Here is a 17,722-nt window from a genome sequence, read left to right on the forward strand (position 1 = left end):
AAGGTGGACAGATTCTAGAAGGCTGGATAAATCATGTCAATACAATCGCTTATGTGTCCGTATCGCATGCAAGGCGAACTATGCGGCGTATGCCTAAAGAGAGAGCCTGCGGGGGTATTTTGACTTGATCGCGCTCGACACAAACGTCGTATCCGAACTGATGCGCCGGTCACCCGACCCGGCCGTGGAGGCATGGGTTGTGGGACACGCTGTGGAAACGCTGTATTTCTCAGCAGTGGGAGAAGCGGAACTACGCTATGGAGCCGCCATCCTGCCGGCAGGTCGGCGTCGGGACACGCTCACATCAAACATCGAGGCCATGTTGCAAGACGCATTCGAGAACCGGATTTTGCCCTTCGACAGTGACGCGGCACCCGTCTATGCAACCATCGCTGCTGCACGTCGCCGCGCCGGCCGTCCACTCTCCCAACCCGATGGTCAAATCGCGGCGATCGCCCTTTCGCGGGCAATGACCGTGGCGACACGCAACGTCAGGGACTTCGAGGATGTGGGCGTCGAAGTGATCAATCCTTGGGAGGATTCATGACGGCTTCATCCGGGACACGTTCGGCCACGAGAGAACTATGGCGGGAGCGAATACGAAGCTGACGACTGCGGTTGAGGCGTACTTTGGCGACCTGCGAAGGGTCCGGACGGGCGGTGCAAACGGCGAGCGCTCGGCCCACGGGCCGCTGGCCAACGTGCTCAAGGCCGTCGGCGCGACGCTCAAACCTAAACAGTGACAGACAACAGCGGAGCGTCAAATGGGTGATGGTACAAGGTTCACAGGGTCTGAGGATGTCCAAGAGTTCCTGAAGTCGGACGCCTTTGCGCAAGGCTTCAAAGAATGGTTGGTTTCGTCCCCGTTCTTCAAAGAAGTCGTCAGAAGCTTGGCAGACACTATTGAACACGAGATTCCGAGACCCCAGAAGTCCAGGGAGACGGCTCCTCCCGTGATGTCACGTGTTCTAATGGAAGTCCAGAACTGGAATCTCAGCAGCGATGTACTGGCAAGGGCAGGATGGCTGCCACACTACACAATGCCGTTTGGCGCAATCGCCAAGAGCCATGAAGAAGGAGACAAAATTTCCAGCACCATCCTGGACTACTACGACGAAAACTGGGAAACGGTACGAGGACGGATAGAGAGGCGTTTGGTTGGCTACGAAATCGATGCAGAAGCCAGAGCAACGTTTCGGGAAGCGCTCGACGCTCATGAGTCCAGGTTGCATCGATGCGTGTGCCGGGTGTTGTTTCCAGAAATTGAAAGAGTGCTTTTCACGAAGTTGTTCGGTGGACTACTTGGAAATAAACAAATAACTTACGACGAATACATCAGAACACTTACTGGCGAGAACCGACATATAGAGGATTTCATCATCGATGGGCTGTTTGATCTGTCAGTGTTCGGCCACCTTACGAAAGCCGTCCGTGAGAAGGACAGGCGAAGACTCGGCAAGGAACACGTGTCCGGGGCAGATGCGATGATCTTCGGCATATTCTCCAATGTCAAAGATGAAGCGCGCCGGCAATCGCTTGCGCGGAACGCGATCCCGAATAGGCACGCAGCACTGCATGGTTTGGTAAGCTATTCGTCGTCGCAGCACAGCTTGAATACAATATTCTTGGCTGACTACATGTTCGGCGTTGTGTCGCGTATCTCCAAGTGACTTGGCGCTGTCCATTCAAGATCGCGCACCACACTGTCCAGGCTAACACGGAGCATCGAAGTACGAGTCGGCATGTGTAAACGTCTTTGCAGACGCGTCTGATCAATCCCGTGCAAGCGATTCCTGAACGCGAAGGAAGCCGTCGATTACCCTGGAGACGTCTATTCCTTCGGAACGGAGCGCGCCGTGTGCAATCTGGTTCCGTACATTGTAATGCTGCATTGTCCTTTTCCACTCGTCGCTTCCCTTTTCGACAAGAAGGGTGAGCCGGTTCTCGAAACTCAAGCCGGATAACCGGCGCGAAGCGCCGATCGCAGTGTAGAGCCCGTCCAGACGCTCTCCCAGTCGTCGAAGCGGCTCTGGATGTGGGCCGCATCGATGGATTCAGTGGTGACGTCGTCGAGAACGGTGCTCATCGAACGTTCCCATTTGGGGGCCAAAATCTCTCTTGATTATGAGGAGGGTTACGGACGTTTTCAACCGCTGGTACGGATAGTCGAAATCGTTTCCGAAGGGTTTCGCCGTGGGGTTCTCCGCGAAGCCTGTTCTGCGTCGTCATGGTCAAAAAGATCATCCGGAAGGTGGAGGTGCCGAAGAGGTGCGGCTTCCCGTCGGCCGGAAGTGGCAAGGGGCAGTATCCGGGCCTGTGGTTCCTGGCCCTTCGTGATGACGATCTCTTCGCCGGCCTTGGCGCGGCGCAGCAGCTCGGAAATACGGGCGCGTGCCTCCGTAATGGTATACGTAGTGGATGACATTGTCGACTCCAGCATCATTATGGACTAAGTCCGTCAACGGGGGACCGTGCTTGGTGCACTATGGGCGCCGAAGGCCCCGGACAGCCGACGAAACCTCCCGTCTTGTTCGTTCAGGAGGCAAGCAACGCACGTTTACCGCCTCCGGTTCTCTCTCAATCACGCGGAAGAGGTTAGCCGCGGGGCCGCTGACGCGCCGAGTTCCCTGCTCCCACTTCCGGTAGCCGGAAAGGCTCATGCCCATCAGGGGTGCCATCTGGGCCTGGGTTAGCTTCGCCCGCCTGCGGATCTCACGGGGGGTCACCGGTGCGTGCACGACGCCAGGACCGTGACCCTTCGCGTGGGCGAGAGCTTCGTTGAGGGCCTGGATCAGATCATCGCCGAATGTGGTCATGATAGCTACTTGCCGGTTGACTTGAGTGCGGCCGCGCAATTCATCTTTTGCTGAATCGCATTTCGGCCTGTTGCGTGAATGTCGGGGTCTCGGCTACCGTCTGTATATTGTGATCCAGTGGGGTAGTTGCAGTCAAGTCTCACTCCCCTCTGAGGTCACTATCGGTCAGTGCAGCCGATTATATAAGCCGGACGAAGAGCTCATTGGCCAGCAGCAAACCTCGTGGCGCGAACCGGAGGTGGTGTTCTTCTTCCACCAGCAAACGCTCCGACAACCACTCGGTGATTTCCGGAAAAGCGTCCTCGGGCGCCGCCGCGAATCGCCGCTCAAACTCCGGCACCGAAACCCCGCCGATCATCCGCAGCCCGGTAAACAGGCATTCCGCCATGGCCTGTCGCAGTTCCGGCCTCTCCCGCTCGGTCACCGCGTGGCTCGCCTCGGTCGCAAGCCGCATGTAGCCGGTCGGCAAGCGCTCGTTCTGCCAGCGTTCTCCCAGTGGGTCGTCCGACCGGCGGTGGTAGCTGTGGGCGCCGGCGCCGATGCCCAGGTAGTCGCCGCCGTTCCAGTAGTTGATGTTGTGACGGGACTCCAGGCCGGGGTGGGCGTAGTTGGAGATCTCGTAACGCTCCAGGCCGGCCTGTGCCAGCGTGTGCTGGACGCGCTCGGCCATCTCGATCTCGACTTCCTCGTCCAGCGGACGCAACAGGCCCTGGCGGTAGCGCGCGTGAAAGGGCGTGCCTTCCTCGATGGTGAGGTTGTAGGCGGACAGGTGCGGGGGGTCGAATTCCAGTGCCTGTGAGAGGTCCCGGCTCACGCCGTCGACGGTCTGGCCCGGAATGCCGTAGATCAGGTCGAGGCTGAAGTTGTCGAAGCCGGCTTCACGGATGCCGCCAAGGGCTTGGCACGTCTCGTCCGCGCTGTGGACGCGGCCGAGGAACCGTAACAACTCCGGCTGGAAGCTCTGGGCTCCGATGCTGATGCGGTTGACGCCGCTGGTCCGATAGTCGCGGAAGCGGCCGGCATCGACCACGCCGGGGTTGGCTTCGAGTGTGATCTCGGCGCGCTCGGCGAAACCGAACAGCTTGGCGGTTTCGTTGAGGACCGCACCGATGCTGCTCCCCTGGAAGGTCGACGGCGTGCCGCCGCCGAAGAAGACGCTTTTCACCGGCCGGCCGTCCCATGCCTCCGATTCGGAGTAGTGGCGCAGTTCCCGCACCAGCGCCCGCGTGTACTCCTCTTCCGGGATCCGCGCCGCGACGTGGGAGTTGAAGTCGCAGTAGGGGCACTTGCTGACGCAGTAGGGGATATGGACGTAGAGGGAGAACGGCTCCTCGCCGCGGCCGTCCGACGCTGAGTTGAGTCGCGTCGCGCCGGGCTGCGCCGACCAGTCAAGCGTCAAGCCCTGCTTCGTCGCGCCGCGCCGCGTCAAGCCGTACTCCGTCAAGCCGTCCCGGTCAGGGCTTGATGTCCTGCAGGAACCAGTCGGTGGAAATTTCCTTGCCCAAGCCCATCTTCTCGGCGGCCTTCAGGATACAGTGGCCCATGGCCGCGAACTGGACGCCGACGCCGATGTTGTTGAGGAAGAAGGTGGTCTGGTCCGCGTTGGTGCGGCCGGAGGCGCGTCCGGCGAGGAAGTCGGAGATCTCCGGGTAGACGCTCCAGTCCCGGGGCTCTTCTTGCCGGATGCCTGGCAGGTGGTCCACGCCGGGCGGCAGGTGGTGCCGTATACCGCCCATGCGGGTATGGATGCCGGTGACGTCCGCCTTGTCGAAGACAGTGTCGTCGTGCTCGAACTCGCGGATGGCGTTGTAGTGCACGCCGGCCTCCAGCATGTCGCCGGTGATGATGGGGGACGAGGTGCTGGTGGCCGTGCAGATGATGTCGCAGCCGGCGATGGCCGACGCGACGCTGCCCGTGGGTTCCACCTCGACGCCGTCGGTGCCCATCTCCTCGGCGAAGGCCTCGCGGTGCTCGGCCCGCGGGCTGTACACCTTGACCGTCTTGATGGGGAGCACGTGGGTCAGCAGGCGGAAGTGGGCGCGCGCCTGGCCGCCGGTGCCGATGAGCCCCAGCCGGGCGGCTTCCGGCCGGCACAGCGCCTGGGCGCCCAGGGCGCTGGTGATGGCCACCCTCGTCTGCTGGATGACCCCGTCCGGCATGATGCCCATGAGCTCGCCGTTCTCCAGGCTGTACAACTGCACCAGCCCGAGAAACAGCCCACGTCCGGCCAGCGGCAGCTTCTCCAGCCGCACCGAGCCGTTGTAGGTCTCCTCGCGCACCACGTCCGAGGTCACCCGCAGGGCCAGGGTGCCGAACCGCTCCACCGCTCCCTCCACGGATTTGAAGCTGTAGGAGGCCTCGGCCATGTTGTGGTGCGTGTAGATGTGGGTCGTGGGGCGGTTCACCGACCGCCCTTCGGGAAGGTCCCGGTAGGCGGTGGCCATGGCCTCCAGGCATTCGTCGATGTTCATGGCCTGACGGACGTCGTCGTTGTCGAGTATGCGTGTCATGGGGTCCTCGTGGTCGCCGCCTCCCGGATGGCTTGCACCCGCTCTACCGTGGCGGGGTGCGATGCGTGATAGGCCGAGTACCAGGGATGCGGCGTCGGATTGCTCAGGTTGTTGACGGTCAGCGAGACCAGCGCCTCTTCGAGCGGGCGGCCGTCGTCCAGCAGCCGCACCGCGAAAGCGTCGGCCTCGTACTCGTGCCGGCGCGAAAGGTGGTTCATAACCGGCCCCAGCCAGAATGTAAACGGCCCGGAGACCAGAGAGAAGATCACCAGCGCCGTGTGGTGCGCGGGCTGTTCCAGGCCGAAGGCCCGGAACAGGGGCGCGTAGTCGAGGAGCACGCTGAGCACCCACAGTCCGCCGACGAGAAAGAGCGCGCTCAGGCCCAGGTTCTTGAGCACGTGCCGCATCTTGTAGTGGCCCATCTCGTGGGCCAGCACGGACAGGAGCTGCGGCCGGCTCAGTTGCTCCAGCAGCGTGTCGAACAGGACGATGCGCTTGGCCTTCCCCAGCCCGGTGAAATAGGCGTTGGAGTGGCCGGACCGTTTCGACCCGTCCATGGTGAAGATGCCGCTGGTGCGCAGCCCGACCCGTGCGGCCAGCTCCGCGATGGCGTCCCGCAACGAGCCGTCCGCCACTGGTTCGAAGCGGTTGAAGAGCGGCGCGATGAGGGTGGGGTAGAGCACCAGCATCAGAGCCTGGAACGCGAAGATGAAAACGAAGACGTACACCCACCAGTGGGTTCCGGTGGCCTTCATGAGCCACAGCACGCCGTAGAGGAACGGCGCCCCCAGCACCACGGCGAGCACGATCCCCTTGACCCGGTCCGTGATGAAGGTGCGCGGGTCGGTCTTGTTGAAGCCGAAGCGTTCCTCGAGCACGAACGTGGCGTAGACCTTGAGCGGCAGCGACAGGAGCGCGAAGAACCCGCCCACGCCGAGGCAGAACAGGATCCCGGGGGCTTCGGCCAGGGGAACGAGCGCCCCCGCCCGTCCCGCCAGCCGGTCCAGCCACGGCAACACCCCGCCGAACAGGACCACCAGCGTCAGCACCGCTCCGCAGGCGCCGGACCAGCGCGCGAAGCGCCCGTGGGCTAAGGCGTAACGTATTGATTTCTCGTATGTTTCATCGCTGAGGCGCGTTGCGAAGACATCCGGCAGCCGGCCCTCGCGCCACTGCCGTCGCAGGTGCCGCATGTTGGCTTCGTTGAGCAGGGACTCGATGGCCAACTCCGTCAGGAGGAAGGCCACGAACAGTCCGGCGATGAGCGTTTCCATGGGAAATTGCGTAAGGCGGGGCGCTGTGCTTTGATGGTTTTCCTTGGCGCCCTGTCCCGTGGAATCAATGGTATAAGGGACGGGACACCGAGGCAACGCTTTGGCCCGCCACGCTCGGTGGCGGCGCCTTGGAGGTTCCCATGCTGACGAACAAGGTAAGCGAGATCATGACGACCGCGGTGATCACCGCCGAGCCTTCGAGCACCATCCGCGAGGTGACGCAGCTCATGGTGGACCGCAGGGTGGGGCGGGTCGTCATCACCGAGAACGACGAGGCGGCGGGCATCTTCACCGAGCAGGATATCCTGCGGCGGGTGATGAACCGGATCCTCGATGTGCACAAGACTCCGGTGCGCCGGGTCATGACCACCCCGATCCAGGGAGTGCCGCAGGGCACGACCATCGTCGACGTGCTGGGGCGGATGTACAAGGGGCGCTACCGGCACCTGCTGGTCTACGGCGACGACAAGCGCATGGTGGGGCTGGTGTCGATGCGCCGTGTCCTCAACCTGGTGGTGGAGCTTGGCGCCGACATGCACGATTCCCGCACGGTGGGCGACATCGTCTCCGGTTCGATCCCCACCGTGGAGGCGGACACGCCCGTCACCGTGGTCATCGACAAGCTGGTGCACGATCATCTGGGCAGTGTCATGGTGCTGGCGGACGGCAAGATCGCCGGCATCTTCACCGAGCGCGACGTGCTGAAGCGGGTGGCGCTGGAGGACGGCGACATGGGACAGGTGCCGGTGGCCGAGGTGATGACCGCCGACCCCTTGGTCATGCCGGGGTCGGCCCCGGTGCAGGAAGTGCTGGCCACCATGCGCGAGAACGGCTTCCGTCACCTGCCGGTGGGCGGTGCCGACGGCGCCCTGGCCGGCATCGTCTCCATGGCCGACGTGGTGCAATACGCCAAGGCACTGGATATCGACGACGCCGTACGCAAGGCCTGGAGGGAGATCGAAGAGTTCTGGGAATCGGAAGAGAACTATACCCCAGGGTAACCATTGACCTGCAACAACCCGGCCAAGGGGCCGGTTTCCGCCGGTGGAAGCCGGTTAAGTGCTTGTTTAGTTTAGGTTCTGTTGTTATGATAGACAGCCATCACTGTCTCCCCCAACAATGGAGAACAACATGCCCGTTGTGAACGATCTGAGCATTAGCATCGCGACCGCCAACGGTTCCGGGAGTGCTTCGTCCAATAACATCCTGTTCAAGTCCATCTTCAAGATGGGCATCCCCTGCTCCTCCAAGAACATGTTCCCATCCAATATCCAGGGGCTGCCCACGTGGTACCAGATCCGTGCCAACGGCGACGGGTATCTGGGGCGCAAGGACGTCATCGACGTCATGGTGATGTTCAACGACGACACCTCGGACAAGGACATCTACCGGGTGCGCGACGGCGGCCTGATCATCTACGACGACACCAAGCCGTTGGCCGACAACCTGAAGCGCGACGGCGTCCAGTACGTAGGCGTCCCGGCCAACGCCCTCGTTCAGAAGCACGTGGAGGCCGGTCCGTTGCGCGCCAAGCAGCGCAACATGCTGTACGTCGGCGCCCTCGCCTATCTCTTCGGCATCAACATGGAGACCATCCGCGAGGTGCTGAGCGACACCTTCGGCAACAAGCCCGCGGTCATCGAGTCCAACCTCCTCTGCATCCAGCTCGGCTACGACCACATGCGCGACAACAACCTGAGCCAGTCCATCGCCATGCTGGAGACGATCCCGGGCGGGAACGAGGGCAAGATCGTCACCGAGGGCAACACGGCATGCGCGCTGGGCGCGATCTACGGCGGGGTCACGTTCTGCGCCTGGTATCCCATTACCCCGTCGAGCTCCCTGGCCGAGGCGCTGGAGCGTTACCTGCCGCGGCTGCGCAAGGACAAGGACGGCAAGAACACCTACGCCGTGATCCAGGCCGAGGACGAGATCGCCGCCACCAACATGGTGGCGGGCGCCGGATGGATGGGCGCGCGCGCCATGACCTCCACGTCGGGGCCGGGCGTCTCGCTCATGAACGAGACCCTGGGCCTCCAGTACTTCGCGGAGATCCCCGGCGTCTACTTCATCATCCAGCGCGGCGGCCCCTCCACCGGGCTGCCGACGCGCACCCAGCAGGCCGACATCCAGTTGATGCACGTGGCCTCCCACGGCGACACGCGCCACATCATCCTCATCCCCCACGACATGAAGTCCTCCTTCGACCTGGCGCGCAAGAGCTTCGACGTGGCCGAGCGCTTCCAGACCCCGGTGTTCGTGATGATGGACCTGGACCTGGGCATGAACCTCTGGGGGTCGGATCCGCTGGAGCTGGTGCAGGAGCCCTTCGATCGCGGCAAGATTCTCAGCGAGGAGGACCTTGAGCGGCAGGGGAGCTTCGCGCGCTATCTGGACGTGGACGGCGACGGCATCCCGCAGCGGACGATTCCGGGCAACCGCCATCCGCTGGCGTCGTACTTCGCGCGCGGCTCGGGCCACGACTCCCACGCGCGCTACTCCGAGGACGAGAAGGACTACAAGGACACGCTGGACCGCCTGCGGCAAAAGTACGAGACCGCGCGCAACTACGTCCCCAAGCCGTTGATCGAGTCCGACGCGGATGTGAATACCGGGGTGATCTGCTTCGGGTCGAGTCACGAGGCCGTGCGCGAGGCGCGCGACCGGCTCAAGGCCTCCGGCCTGGCCACCAACCACCTCCTGCTGCGGGCGCTGCCTCTGACCGAAGAGGTACGGGAGTTCGTGGAGGCTCATGAGGTGGTCTACCTCATGGAGCAGAACCGCGACGGGCAGATGGCCGCCATCTTCAGGGAAGAGTACCCGGGCCTCGCCACCCGGATCGTCAGCATTCTGATCTACGACGGGCTTCCCGCCACCGCCGGCGAGATCGTACGGCAGGTCGAGCAGCATCGTGAAGCAGCCACTAACGGAATCGAAACGAAGGTAGACGAATCATGGCAAAAGCAAATCGCGTCGATCTAACCGAGAGGGATTACAAGGGGGCGGAATCCACCATGTGCCGCGGCTGCGGCCATGACGCCATTTCCGCGTCCATCATGCGCGCGTTCTTCGCCAGCAGCGTGGACCCGCGCAACGTCATCAAGATGAGCGGCATCGGCTGCTCGTCCAAGACGCCCAACTACTTCATGGGCCAGGCGTTCGGCATCAACGCGGTGCACGGCCGCATGGCGTCGGTGGCCACCGGAGCCAACGTGGGCAACCACGGAATGGTCCCGCTGGGTATCTCCGGGGACGGCGACACCTCGGCCATCGGGCTCGGCAACTTCTGCCACATGATGCGCCGCAACGTGAACATCACCTACGTCATCGAGAACAACGGCGTGTACGGCCTCACCAAGGGCCAGTTCTCCGCCACCGCGGACGAGGGCACGGTGATGAAGGGCGGCAAGATCAACGACATCCCCGCCATCGACCTGTGCGAGCTGGCCATCACCCTGGGCGCCACCTACGTGGCGCGGAGCTTCTCGGGCGACCGCAAGCAGCTCGCGCCGCTGATTCAGGGGGCCATCGCCCACAAGGGCAGCGCCATCCTGGACGTGCTGAGCCCCTGCGTCACCTTCAACGACCACTCCGGCTCCACCAAGAGCCTCAAGTACATCCGGGACCACCTGGACCCGCTCCACGACATCGATTTCATTCCGCCCTACGAGAACATCGAGGTGGATTACGAGGAGGGGACCGACCAGGAAGTCACCATGCATGACGGGTCGCGCATCACGCTGCACAAGCTCGGCCGCAACTACGACCCCACCAACCGGATGCAGGCCGCGAACGCGCTCCACGCCGCCGTGGCCGAGCACAAGTTCCTCACCGGGCTCATCTACCTGAACGAGGAGCGCGCGGAGTTCGTCGACGACCTCAACCTGTGCGACACGCCGCTGGCCTACCTCACCCAGGAACAGGTGCAGCCGTCGCCGAGCTATCTCGACGAGATCAACGCGGAGCTGAGGAAGTAGAACGACACGGGCGCCGAGACTCATGCCTGCCCGTGAAGTCCTGATCCTCCACACCTCGGACCTGCATCTGGGGGCTGACAGCATCCTGACCGACGATGACTCGGCCAACGTGCCGGTGCTGCGCCAGGTGCTGTCCACCGCCAGGACGCACCAGGCCGACCTGGTCATCCTCGCGGGCGACACCTTCGATCACAACCGCCAGAAGCCCCCGGTCATCGAGGAAGTGGCGGAGGTCATGGCCGAATACGGCCTGCCCATCGTCATCCTGCCGGGCAACCACGACCCGCTGACCCCGGATTCCGTTTACCGCAAGGCCGAGTTCGACCACTCCGGCAACGTGCACGTGCTCGGCCTCACCGCCGAACAAAGCGACTTCCCCGATCTGGACCTCGAGGTATGGGGCAGGCCCCACGTGGACTATCTCGACATGATGCCCCTGCCCGAGCCGCCGGAGCGCCGCAGCCGCTGGCAGTTGGCCGTGGCCCACGGCCACTACGTGGAGGACAAGCCCGACTCCGACATCCTCCTGGGCTCATGGCTGATCCGCCAGGAAAACCTCACCACCAGCCGCGCCGACTACGTGGCCCTGGGCCACTGGAACCGCGCCGTCGCCGTAGGCAACCAACAGATCCCCGCCTACTACTCCGGCTCCCCCACCTACGCCGGCACCGTCAACGCCATCCGCCTCCAGAGCGACGGCCGGGTCATGGTGACGCAGATCCCCGTGTAAGGCTCCGATGCGACGGGCGGCTGTCGAACGAGAGCGTACGCTGCACGTATGGCGTGCCCACAACCGGCTCTTGCATGCGGGCGCCGATACAGGGTGCGTCTGCGACAAACAGCCAGGCAGATTCCGCAAAGGCCAAAAAGTCGCCGGGTGCGGCAAGTCCCGTTGCTGGCTCTGCAAGAGTGACAAGCTCGCTAAGCGTCCCCGGGTGCGAGACTACCGGTAAGCGATCTGGTACAAGGAGTAACGCGAATACCGTTTGTCTTATTGGGTAGAACCCGGGTCGCGACTCCCAGGAACTCAAGGATTCAAAACGCTGTCGAGGGAGAAACGCATGACTGCAGCGAAGCAGAAAATGAAGGACGTCATTGAGGCTCAGCCAGAGGATGCGACTTACGAGGAGATTCTGCGCGAGCTTGCGTTTGAGCGCATGGTGGACCGTGGTCTCGCGGATTCTCGTCACGCCCATGTGATATCAAACAAGGAAATGGAACATCGTATCCGCTCATGGCAGAAATAAGATGGACGACCGAGGCGGAAACTTGGTTGCGGGACATTTACGACTATATTGCAAGAGACGCCCCAGCCGCAGCCGCCAGAGTATTGGAGGGGATCTACGAAAAGGCACAGGTGCTCAAGAGTTACCCCGAAATCGGCTACAGGTATCGTTCTGGACCGGAGGGTGAGATCCGCATCTTGCTTTATCGGCAATAACGCATTGCGTACATCGTGACGAACGACGGGTTAGTCGACATTCTCGGGGGTATCGGCGCGCTGGAGATAGATCGATACCTCCCATGAGTTCACGGTGTATGAAGTCAGCCTACATGGTTCGAACGCGGGGTGCATACACAATCTCTTCGATCACGTCACCTCGCCGCAAACGCCAGTCCTCACTACTGAACAGCGGTTGTTCAACTGCAGGATGGTCGACAATGGGTAGGCTAGGAAATGATAAACCCGCCGATTCTATTGTACAGTAACTCATCGCTTCAAAGACCCTTGTTACCCTGAGTCTTGCCTTGGTGAACGACAGTTCAACTAGCGTGTTGTTGGGATCATCGGGATCTACAATAGTCCCAGTATGAAGACGTACAATGAACCGCGTATCCTTCTTAACACCGTCACGCGATCCTCGATTGATGACAGCATTGGTATCGGTCACGATCTGGGCGATCTTTCCGCGAATAGGTTCGTCGTTATTGGGCATCAATCTCTCCGTCCGACGAGGTTTCCAAGTCAGGTTGTGGTCCCCTTAGTTGAGGGATAAATTCTCCTACGACCGTTTTCTCCGAACCACCAGAGGATTCGTCCAACACTTCACCCCCATCAATGGCTCCGTACGCGAGCGCATCAACGTTTAGTGTCAGTTCGGCTGTTTGAGGGATCGGAAATAGGTCGACTACGGTCACCTCTATTTTGTCCTCGCGGCTGATGTGCAAATCCTTCAGAAACAGTTCGTCGTCGAGTGGTATCGGCTTCGCGTGGTGTGGAAATGTTAGTTGTCCGCTTACGGAGAGTTTTAACCAGCCCACCGGAGTCTGCCTAACATTTGACAATTCCAGTATGAGGTATCGATTCCCAGTGGCCATGTCCGCGTCATCTATCGCATCCGCGCGCAACGCAGCGACATCAGCAAGCAAACTGCGAGCCCTATCGGCGAATAACGCCGTTTTGGTTAGTTGATAGGCGGTAGATTCGGGATCTTGACGCCAACGCTTTACCAGGTGAGGTTCCGTGGAGTGTCTCCTCTGTGCCTCACTGTTCGCCAACATGCCATAGGTGAAGACGACATAGAAGGTCGTCGCGAGTGCAATGGTGATCTCACCAAAACCGTTTGCGGTGTAGGATATGAGTTCAATGCGGAAATTGTCGGCGGTCCATGAGGCGAACGCGCCAATGGAGAGCCAAACGATGAATTCGAATATGGCGAGTCCTAAGCATAGTAGCAGCAGGGTCTTGTGCTTAGGGCGAAGGGCTCGTTGTTGTGACGCTAACACCACTTTGTTGTCCTGTGAAACGAGCGACTCATGCGCTGAACTGATGTGGGCACTACGACTCTCGTGAACAGACCACTCACGCCCGCTTTGAGTTGTTGTGGCGCTGGTCCGTCGGTATAGCGAACGGCGGCTACATCAGATCGTCACCTTCAGGGTACAGCGCGAAGGCGGGGCTGTATCCATCTGCTAAGCCGCGCACGAGTTCTCCGGTCGTTCGCGGGTCACTCCTCACTCGTTTGTTGTGTGTTCCTGGAAACACAGGGCGCCCCTTCGCCTAACGGTTTCGTGCGTCAGTGGTGGTGGTGCCCGTGTTTCTTCTGCAGTCCGCCGTGCCCCATGCGGAGGATGTCCTCGCGGGTGACGCGATTGCCGGCCAGGAGCTTGGGCAGCATGAAGTCGAAGGCCGTGACCGGGTCGTGGAGGACGCAGCCGGACAGGCCCAGGACCGGGATGTCTCCCAGGTAGCTCATCAGGAACATGGAGCCCGGCAGCAGGGGGAAGCCGTGTGAGATGACGTCGGCACCGCTCCGGCGGATGCCTTCGGGGGTGAGGTCGTCGGGGTCCACGGACATGCCGCCGCTCACCAGGATGATCTCGGCGCCCTTGGCGGCGAAGTCCTTGATGTGGCCGGCGATGACGTCCGGGTCATCGGGCGCCAGGGTGGCGGGCTCGAGGGTCGAGCCCATGCCTTCCACCTTCGGCCGCACCGCCGGCTCGAAGCCGTCCTTGATGCGGCCGGTGAGGACCTCGCTGCCGGTCACGAGCAGGTAGACCTTCTTTGCGGGCATGGCCGCGACCGTTACGATGGACCGGTCCTGGCACAACGCCTCGGCGCTCGCCACCAGCTCTTCCTTCACCAGGATCGGGATGGTGCGCGTGCCGCCCACCACGGTGCCTTCGCGAACGAACTCGCCGGAGGGGAGGGTGGCCAGGATGAGGTCCCCGAGCTCGTTGAAACGGAACAACAGCTCTTCGTCCACTTCCAGCATGCCGTCCTGCGCCGCCACCAGGTTCACGCGGCCCTCGCTCGGGTCGGTCAGCGTGAGGCCGTCGCCGGCCGCGGCCCCGGCCAGACGCTTGGCGGCGTCCTCCTCGTGCAACTCGTCCGACGCCAGGTCCATGATGTAGATGTGCGCCTTGCCGACGTCGAGCAAACGCGGCACGTCTTCTTCGGCGATGAGGTGTCCGCGTCTGAAACGCGGCCCCTTGTGCCCGCCGGGAATGATCTCGGTGATGTCGTGGGCCAACCTCAGGCCCACCGCCTCTTCAACCGGAATGACCTTGAGCATCCGTTACCTCGTTAATCCCGAATATCCTGGGTAAACCAGTCCCTGGGTATTTCCCGGCCGGCGCCCAGCTCCCGGGCCTTGTGCACCACGTAGCCGGCCACGGACGCGAACTGGAGGCCCTGGGTGCCGTCGTTGAGGAAGAACGTCACGTCCGAGTCCTTGGCGCGGCCCGGGACCGTTCCGCCCATGAGGTCCGTCAGCAGCGGGTGCTTGCCCGAAAACAGGTCCACGCCGGGGTTCACGATGCGCGTGGTCTCGTCGTTGGTGCCGGCCACGTAGGAGGCGTACCCGGCGATGCGTTGCATGCCTTCGTCCAACGTGTGGATGGTGCCGCGGCCAAGCTTCACGGTCACGTCGCAGCGGTCGAGGATGCCGGGATCCCATTCGTTGCTGCGGACGCAGGTGACGAAGGCGCCGTCCTCCACCCAGCCGGGGTTCTCCACCACCACCCGGACGGAGTCGGTGCAGGTAGCCACCATGTCCGAGCCCCGCACCACCTCTTCCACGTTGTCCCGCGCGCTCACGGGCACGCCCAGCATCTCGCTCATCCTCTTCGCATAAGCCTCGCGGTTGGCCGCGGTCGGGCTGTAGACCTTGACCTCGGTGAGCTTCCGCACCTCGGCGAACGCGCGCAGGTAGGTCTCCGCCATGCCCCCCGAGCCGAGCATCCCCACCACCGAGGCGTCCTCCCGCGCCAGGTACCGGGCCGCCAGGCCCGCGCAGGCGCCCACGCGCATGTGCTGGATGATGCCGTCGTTGATGATCGCCAAGGGTTCGGCGTTGCGCGCGGAGAAGACCAGCACCAGGCCGCAGTAGGTGCCGGGCTCCATGCAGTACTTCTCCACCGTGCGCCCCTCGGGCCACTCGAGCATGTCCGACTTCATGCGGATGGCGAACACGCCGAAGGAGCGCGAGGCCCCTTCCATGGTGCCCCAGCGGTACATGCGCTCAGGATCGTCCTGGGGCACGTAGAGGTCGATGCGCGGACGGTACACGGCGCGCTGCGCCAGAAGGTCGCGGTAGCCGGTCTCCAGGGCGTCGATGCACCCCTTCATGTCGAGGATTTCCTCTACGGTCTCGTTGTTGATGAGCAGCATGGCGAAGTCCTTGTGAGGAGCCTGAGAAGACGGGTCGAGCGGCCTTGAGGCGGCACGCCGGCCGCACGGGACGCGGGTGCGCCGGGAAACGGCGGCCGTCAACCTCCCAGCGTAATCATCTCGATCTTGTCGTGTTGTTCCGGATCGTAGCCGTCGGGCGACTGGATGGCGTGGAGCCGGTCGGCCGAGAAGCGGTCCGCGCGGCCGGCCCACACGGCGGCCAACCACTCACGGATCTCGTCGTCGCCGGCATCGCTGCGAAGCCGTGCCTTGAGGTCGTGTCCGGTGCGGGAAAACAGGCAAGTCACCAGCCGGCCGTCCGCGGTCAGGCGTCCGCGGCTGCAGGTGCCGCAGAACGGCTCGGTCACGGAGGCGACGATGCCCACCGTGCCCTTGCCGTCGCGGAAGGCGTAGTCCACCGCGGGCGCGTTGCCCTCGCCTCGGCCGATGGGCTCAAGCGGGTAGCGGGCGCCGATGCGCTCGAGGATCTCGGCCTTCGGCACGGTCCGCTCCAACCGCCAGGCGTTGGCCGTGCCCACGTCCATGTATTCGATGAAGCGCATGACGAAGCCGTGCTCCCGCCCGAACTCCACCAGCGGGAGGATGTCCTCCTCGTTGACGCCGCGCTCGATGACCGCGTTGATCTTGATGGGGGTCAGCCCGGCATCCCGGGCCGCGAACAGCCCCTTCAGGACTTCGTCGAGGTCGCCGCGCTTGGTGATGCGCCGGAACCGTTCCGGGTCGAGGCTGTCGATGCTCACGTTGATGCGCCCCAGCCCGGCGGCCCGCAACGCCCCGGCCATGCGGCTCAGGCTGGAGCCGTTGGTGGTCAGGGCGATGTCCTCGATGCCCGCGATGCCCGCCAGTTGTTCCACCAGGTCCGCCAGGTCGCGCCGCACCAGCGGCTCGCCCCCGGTCAGGCGGATCTTGCGCACGCCCAGGGGCACGGCCAGCCGCACCACCCGGCAGATCTCCTCGTAGGTGAGGATCTCCCGCTTGTCGATCCAGTCGTAGTGGTCGAACGGCATGCAGTAGGTGCAACGAAAGTTGCACCTGTCCGTCACCGAGATCCGCAAGTCCCGCAAGGGGCGATGAAGTTGATCTGTCAACACGACGACTAATATATGGAACCGGGAACTTCCCAAGTCAAGGTAAAGAGCCTGTCGGGCCGGATGCCTGTCGCTTGACGGGACCCCGTGCAGAGGGAATAATCCGGTTGGATCACAAGAGAGCGATTTGAAGCGCTGGGCGTTTCCGCCATTTCTCAGGGGAAGAGGAGTCATTCATGGCCAATACATGGGACGATATTCTGACCGACCGTGACAAGGAAGTGTTCGCGCTGTCGGGCTACGGCGCCAAGGCGGGGTTCGGCTCGCGCCCGGCCGTGCTGGTGATCGACGTGAACTACAACTTCGTCGGCGACCGGCGCGAGCCCATCGTGGAGTCGGTCAAGCGCTTCCGCAACAGTTGCGGCGAGGAAGGCTGGGAAGGCGTGGACCATATCGCCATGCTGCTGGAGGAAGCCAGGAAGAAGCACTTGCCGATCTTCTTCACCACGGGCCACGGTGAGGAGGACTCCGTGGCCTACGGCCGCTGGCACGGCAAGAACTCCCGCGGCACCGAGGACTTCGACGACCTGGCCAAGAAGGGCAACGAGATCGTCAAGGAGATCGCACCCGAGAAGGGCGAGGTGGTGGTGCGCAAGCAGAAGCCCAGCGCGTTCTTCGGCACCCCGCTCATGAGCATGTTGAACGAGGTCCACGCGGACACCGTGCTGGTAGCCGGGACCACCACCAGCGGCTGCGTCCGGGCGTCGGTCATCGACGCGTTCTCGTACAACTACAACGTGGCGGTGGTGGAAGAGTGCACCTTCGACCGCGGTCAGGCGTCGCACAAGGTCAATCTCTTCGACATGCACATGAAGTACGCGGACGTCGTGTCGCTGGAGGAGACGCTCGACTACGTTCGGGGCCTGTCGGACAACCTGTACGCCCCGGCGCTCTAGCGTCCGGGACGGCGCTTTGGGCCTGCG

20 protein-coding genes are annotated in these 17,722 nt (G+C 62.8%); 10 read left to right on the forward strand and 10 right to left on the reverse strand.

Annotation, left to right across the window (positions count from 1 at the left end; all coding sequences use genetic code 11):
• Positions 1-124: 124 nt before the first annotated feature.
• From OXF11_02105 to OXF11_02115, 3 genes are read left to right on the forward strand one after another with little or no spacing between them, the layout of a single operon-like run.
• On the forward strand, positions 125-547 hold the full coding sequence (locus OXF11_02105; GenBank protein MCY4485890.1) for a type II toxin-antitoxin system VapC family toxin: 423 nt from the start codon (positions 125-127) through the stop codon (positions 545-547).
• A 37-nt stretch (positions 548-584) separates the two neighbouring features.
• The gene (locus OXF11_02110) at positions 585-743 is read left to right on the forward strand and encodes a hypothetical protein (protein ID MCY4485891.1); all 159 of its coding nucleotides are present in this window, start codon (positions 585-587) and stop codon (positions 741-743) included.
• Positions 744-764: 21 nt separating this feature from the next.
• A complete protein-coding gene (locus OXF11_02115) occupies positions 765-1,670 on the forward strand; it encodes a hypothetical protein (GenBank protein ID MCY4485892.1) in 906 nt (301 codons plus the stop codon).
• 281 nt (positions 1,671-1,951) lie between these two features.
• Here OXF11_02115 and OXF11_02120 read toward each other — a convergent pair whose 3' ends face one another.
• The 5 genes from OXF11_02120 to OXF11_02140 form a co-directional block, all read right to left on the reverse strand.
• Positions 1,952-2,086 (reverse strand): hypothetical protein, encoded by a 135-nt coding sequence (locus OXF11_02120; GenBank protein MCY4485893.1) that lies wholly within the window; start codon positions 2,084-2,086, stop codon positions 1,952-1,954.
• Positions 2,087-2,483: 397 nt separating this feature from the next.
• Complete coding sequence (locus OXF11_02125) at positions 2,484-2,816, reverse strand: helix-turn-helix domain-containing protein (GenBank protein ID MCY4485894.1); 333 nt, start codon at positions 2,814-2,816, stop codon at positions 2,484-2,486.
• Between the two features lie 178 nt (positions 2,817-2,994).
• Positions 2,995-4,215, reverse strand: a complete 1,221-nt coding sequence (gene hemW, locus OXF11_02130; protein MCY4485895.1) for a radical SAM family heme chaperone HemW — start codon at positions 4,213-4,215, stop codon at positions 2,995-2,997.
• A gap of 55 nt (positions 4,216-4,270) precedes the next feature.
• Positions 4,271-5,326 (reverse strand): hypothetical protein, encoded by a 1,056-nt coding sequence (locus OXF11_02135; protein MCY4485896.1) that lies wholly within the window; start codon positions 5,324-5,326, stop codon positions 4,271-4,273.
• Positions 5,323-6,600, reverse strand: coding sequence for a M48 family metallopeptidase (locus OXF11_02140; protein MCY4485897.1), 1,278 nt, complete (start codon positions 6,598-6,600; stop codon positions 5,323-5,325). The genes OXF11_02135 and OXF11_02140 overlap by 4 nt, the downstream gene beginning before the upstream one ends.
• A gap of 140 nt (positions 6,601-6,740) precedes the next feature.
• On the opposite strand from OXF11_02140, the gene OXF11_02145 reads away from it, so the two are divergent.
• From OXF11_02145 to OXF11_02170, 6 genes are all read left to right on the forward strand, one after another.
• Positions 6,741-7,601, forward strand: a complete 861-nt coding sequence (locus OXF11_02145) for a CBS domain-containing protein (protein MCY4485898.1) — start codon at positions 6,741-6,743, stop codon at positions 7,599-7,601.
• Positions 7,602-7,731: 130 nt separating this feature from the next.
• Complete coding sequence (locus tag OXF11_02150) at positions 7,732-9,582, forward strand: 2-oxoacid:acceptor oxidoreductase subunit alpha (GenBank protein ID MCY4485899.1); 1,851 nt, start codon at positions 7,732-7,734, stop codon at positions 9,580-9,582.
• Positions 9,555-10,577 carry a thiamine pyrophosphate-dependent enzyme gene (locus tag OXF11_02155; GenBank protein MCY4485900.1) on the forward strand — a complete coding sequence of 341 codons (1,023 nt, stop codon included), beginning with the start codon at positions 9,555-9,557 and terminating at the stop codon, positions 10,575-10,577. The genes OXF11_02150 and OXF11_02155 overlap by 28 nt, the downstream gene beginning before the upstream one ends.
• 22 nt (positions 10,578-10,599) lie before the next feature.
• A complete protein-coding gene (locus tag OXF11_02160) occupies positions 10,600-11,307 on the forward strand; it encodes a metallophosphoesterase (GenBank protein MCY4485901.1) in 708 nt (235 codons plus the stop codon).
• Positions 11,308-11,638: 331 nt separating this feature from the next.
• The gene (locus OXF11_02165; GenBank protein MCY4485902.1) at positions 11,639-11,824 is read left to right on the forward strand and encodes a hypothetical protein; all 186 of its coding nucleotides are present in this window, start codon (positions 11,639-11,641) and stop codon (positions 11,822-11,824) included.
• Positions 11,812-12,018, forward strand: a complete 207-nt coding sequence (locus OXF11_02170; protein ID MCY4485903.1) for a type II toxin-antitoxin system RelE/ParE family toxin — start codon at positions 11,812-11,814, stop codon at positions 12,016-12,018. Before OXF11_02165 ends, OXF11_02170 begins: the two co-directional genes overlap by 13 nt.
• Positions 12,019-12,127: 109 nt before the next feature.
• Here the strand turns inward: OXF11_02170 and OXF11_02175 are convergent, their stop codons facing one another.
• From OXF11_02175 to moaA, 5 genes are all read right to left on the reverse strand, one after another.
• Positions 12,128-12,514, reverse strand: coding sequence for a hypothetical protein (locus OXF11_02175; protein ID MCY4485904.1), 387 nt, complete (start codon positions 12,512-12,514; stop codon positions 12,128-12,130).
• Positions 12,504-13,304 carry a hypothetical protein gene (locus OXF11_02180; protein MCY4485905.1) on the reverse strand — a complete coding sequence of 267 codons (801 nt, stop codon included), beginning with the start codon at positions 13,302-13,304 and terminating at the stop codon, positions 12,504-12,506. Before OXF11_02180 ends, OXF11_02175 begins: the two co-directional genes overlap by 11 nt.
• A 290-nt stretch (positions 13,305-13,594) precedes the next feature.
• The gene (locus tag OXF11_02185) at positions 13,595-14,593 is read right to left on the reverse strand and encodes a molybdopterin-binding protein (GenBank protein MCY4485906.1); all 999 of its coding nucleotides are present in this window, start codon (positions 14,591-14,593) and stop codon (positions 13,595-13,597) included.
• Between the two features lie 11 nt (positions 14,594-14,604).
• A complete protein-coding gene (locus OXF11_02190; GenBank protein ID MCY4485907.1) occupies positions 14,605-15,690 on the reverse strand; it encodes an ornithine cyclodeaminase family protein in 1,086 nt (361 codons plus the stop codon).
• Positions 15,691-15,788: 98 nt separating this feature from the next.
• Entirely contained in the window at positions 15,789-16,973 is a 1,185-nt protein-coding gene (gene moaA / locus OXF11_02195; protein MCY4485908.1) for a GTP 3',8-cyclase MoaA, read from the reverse strand.
• Positions 16,974-16,975: 2 nt separating this feature from the next.
• Here moaA and OXF11_02200 point away from each other — a divergent pair, with 2 nt between their 5' ends.
• On the forward strand, positions 16,976-17,695 hold the full coding sequence (locus OXF11_02200) for an isochorismatase family protein (GenBank protein MCY4485909.1): 720 nt from the start codon (positions 16,976-16,978) through the stop codon (positions 17,693-17,695).
• Positions 17,696-17,722 lie beyond the last annotated feature (27 nt).

It is taken from the genome of Deltaproteobacteria bacterium (assembly GCA_026712905.1).
GTDB lineage: Bacteria > Desulfobacterota > Binatia > UBA9968 > JAJDTQ01 > JAJDTQ01.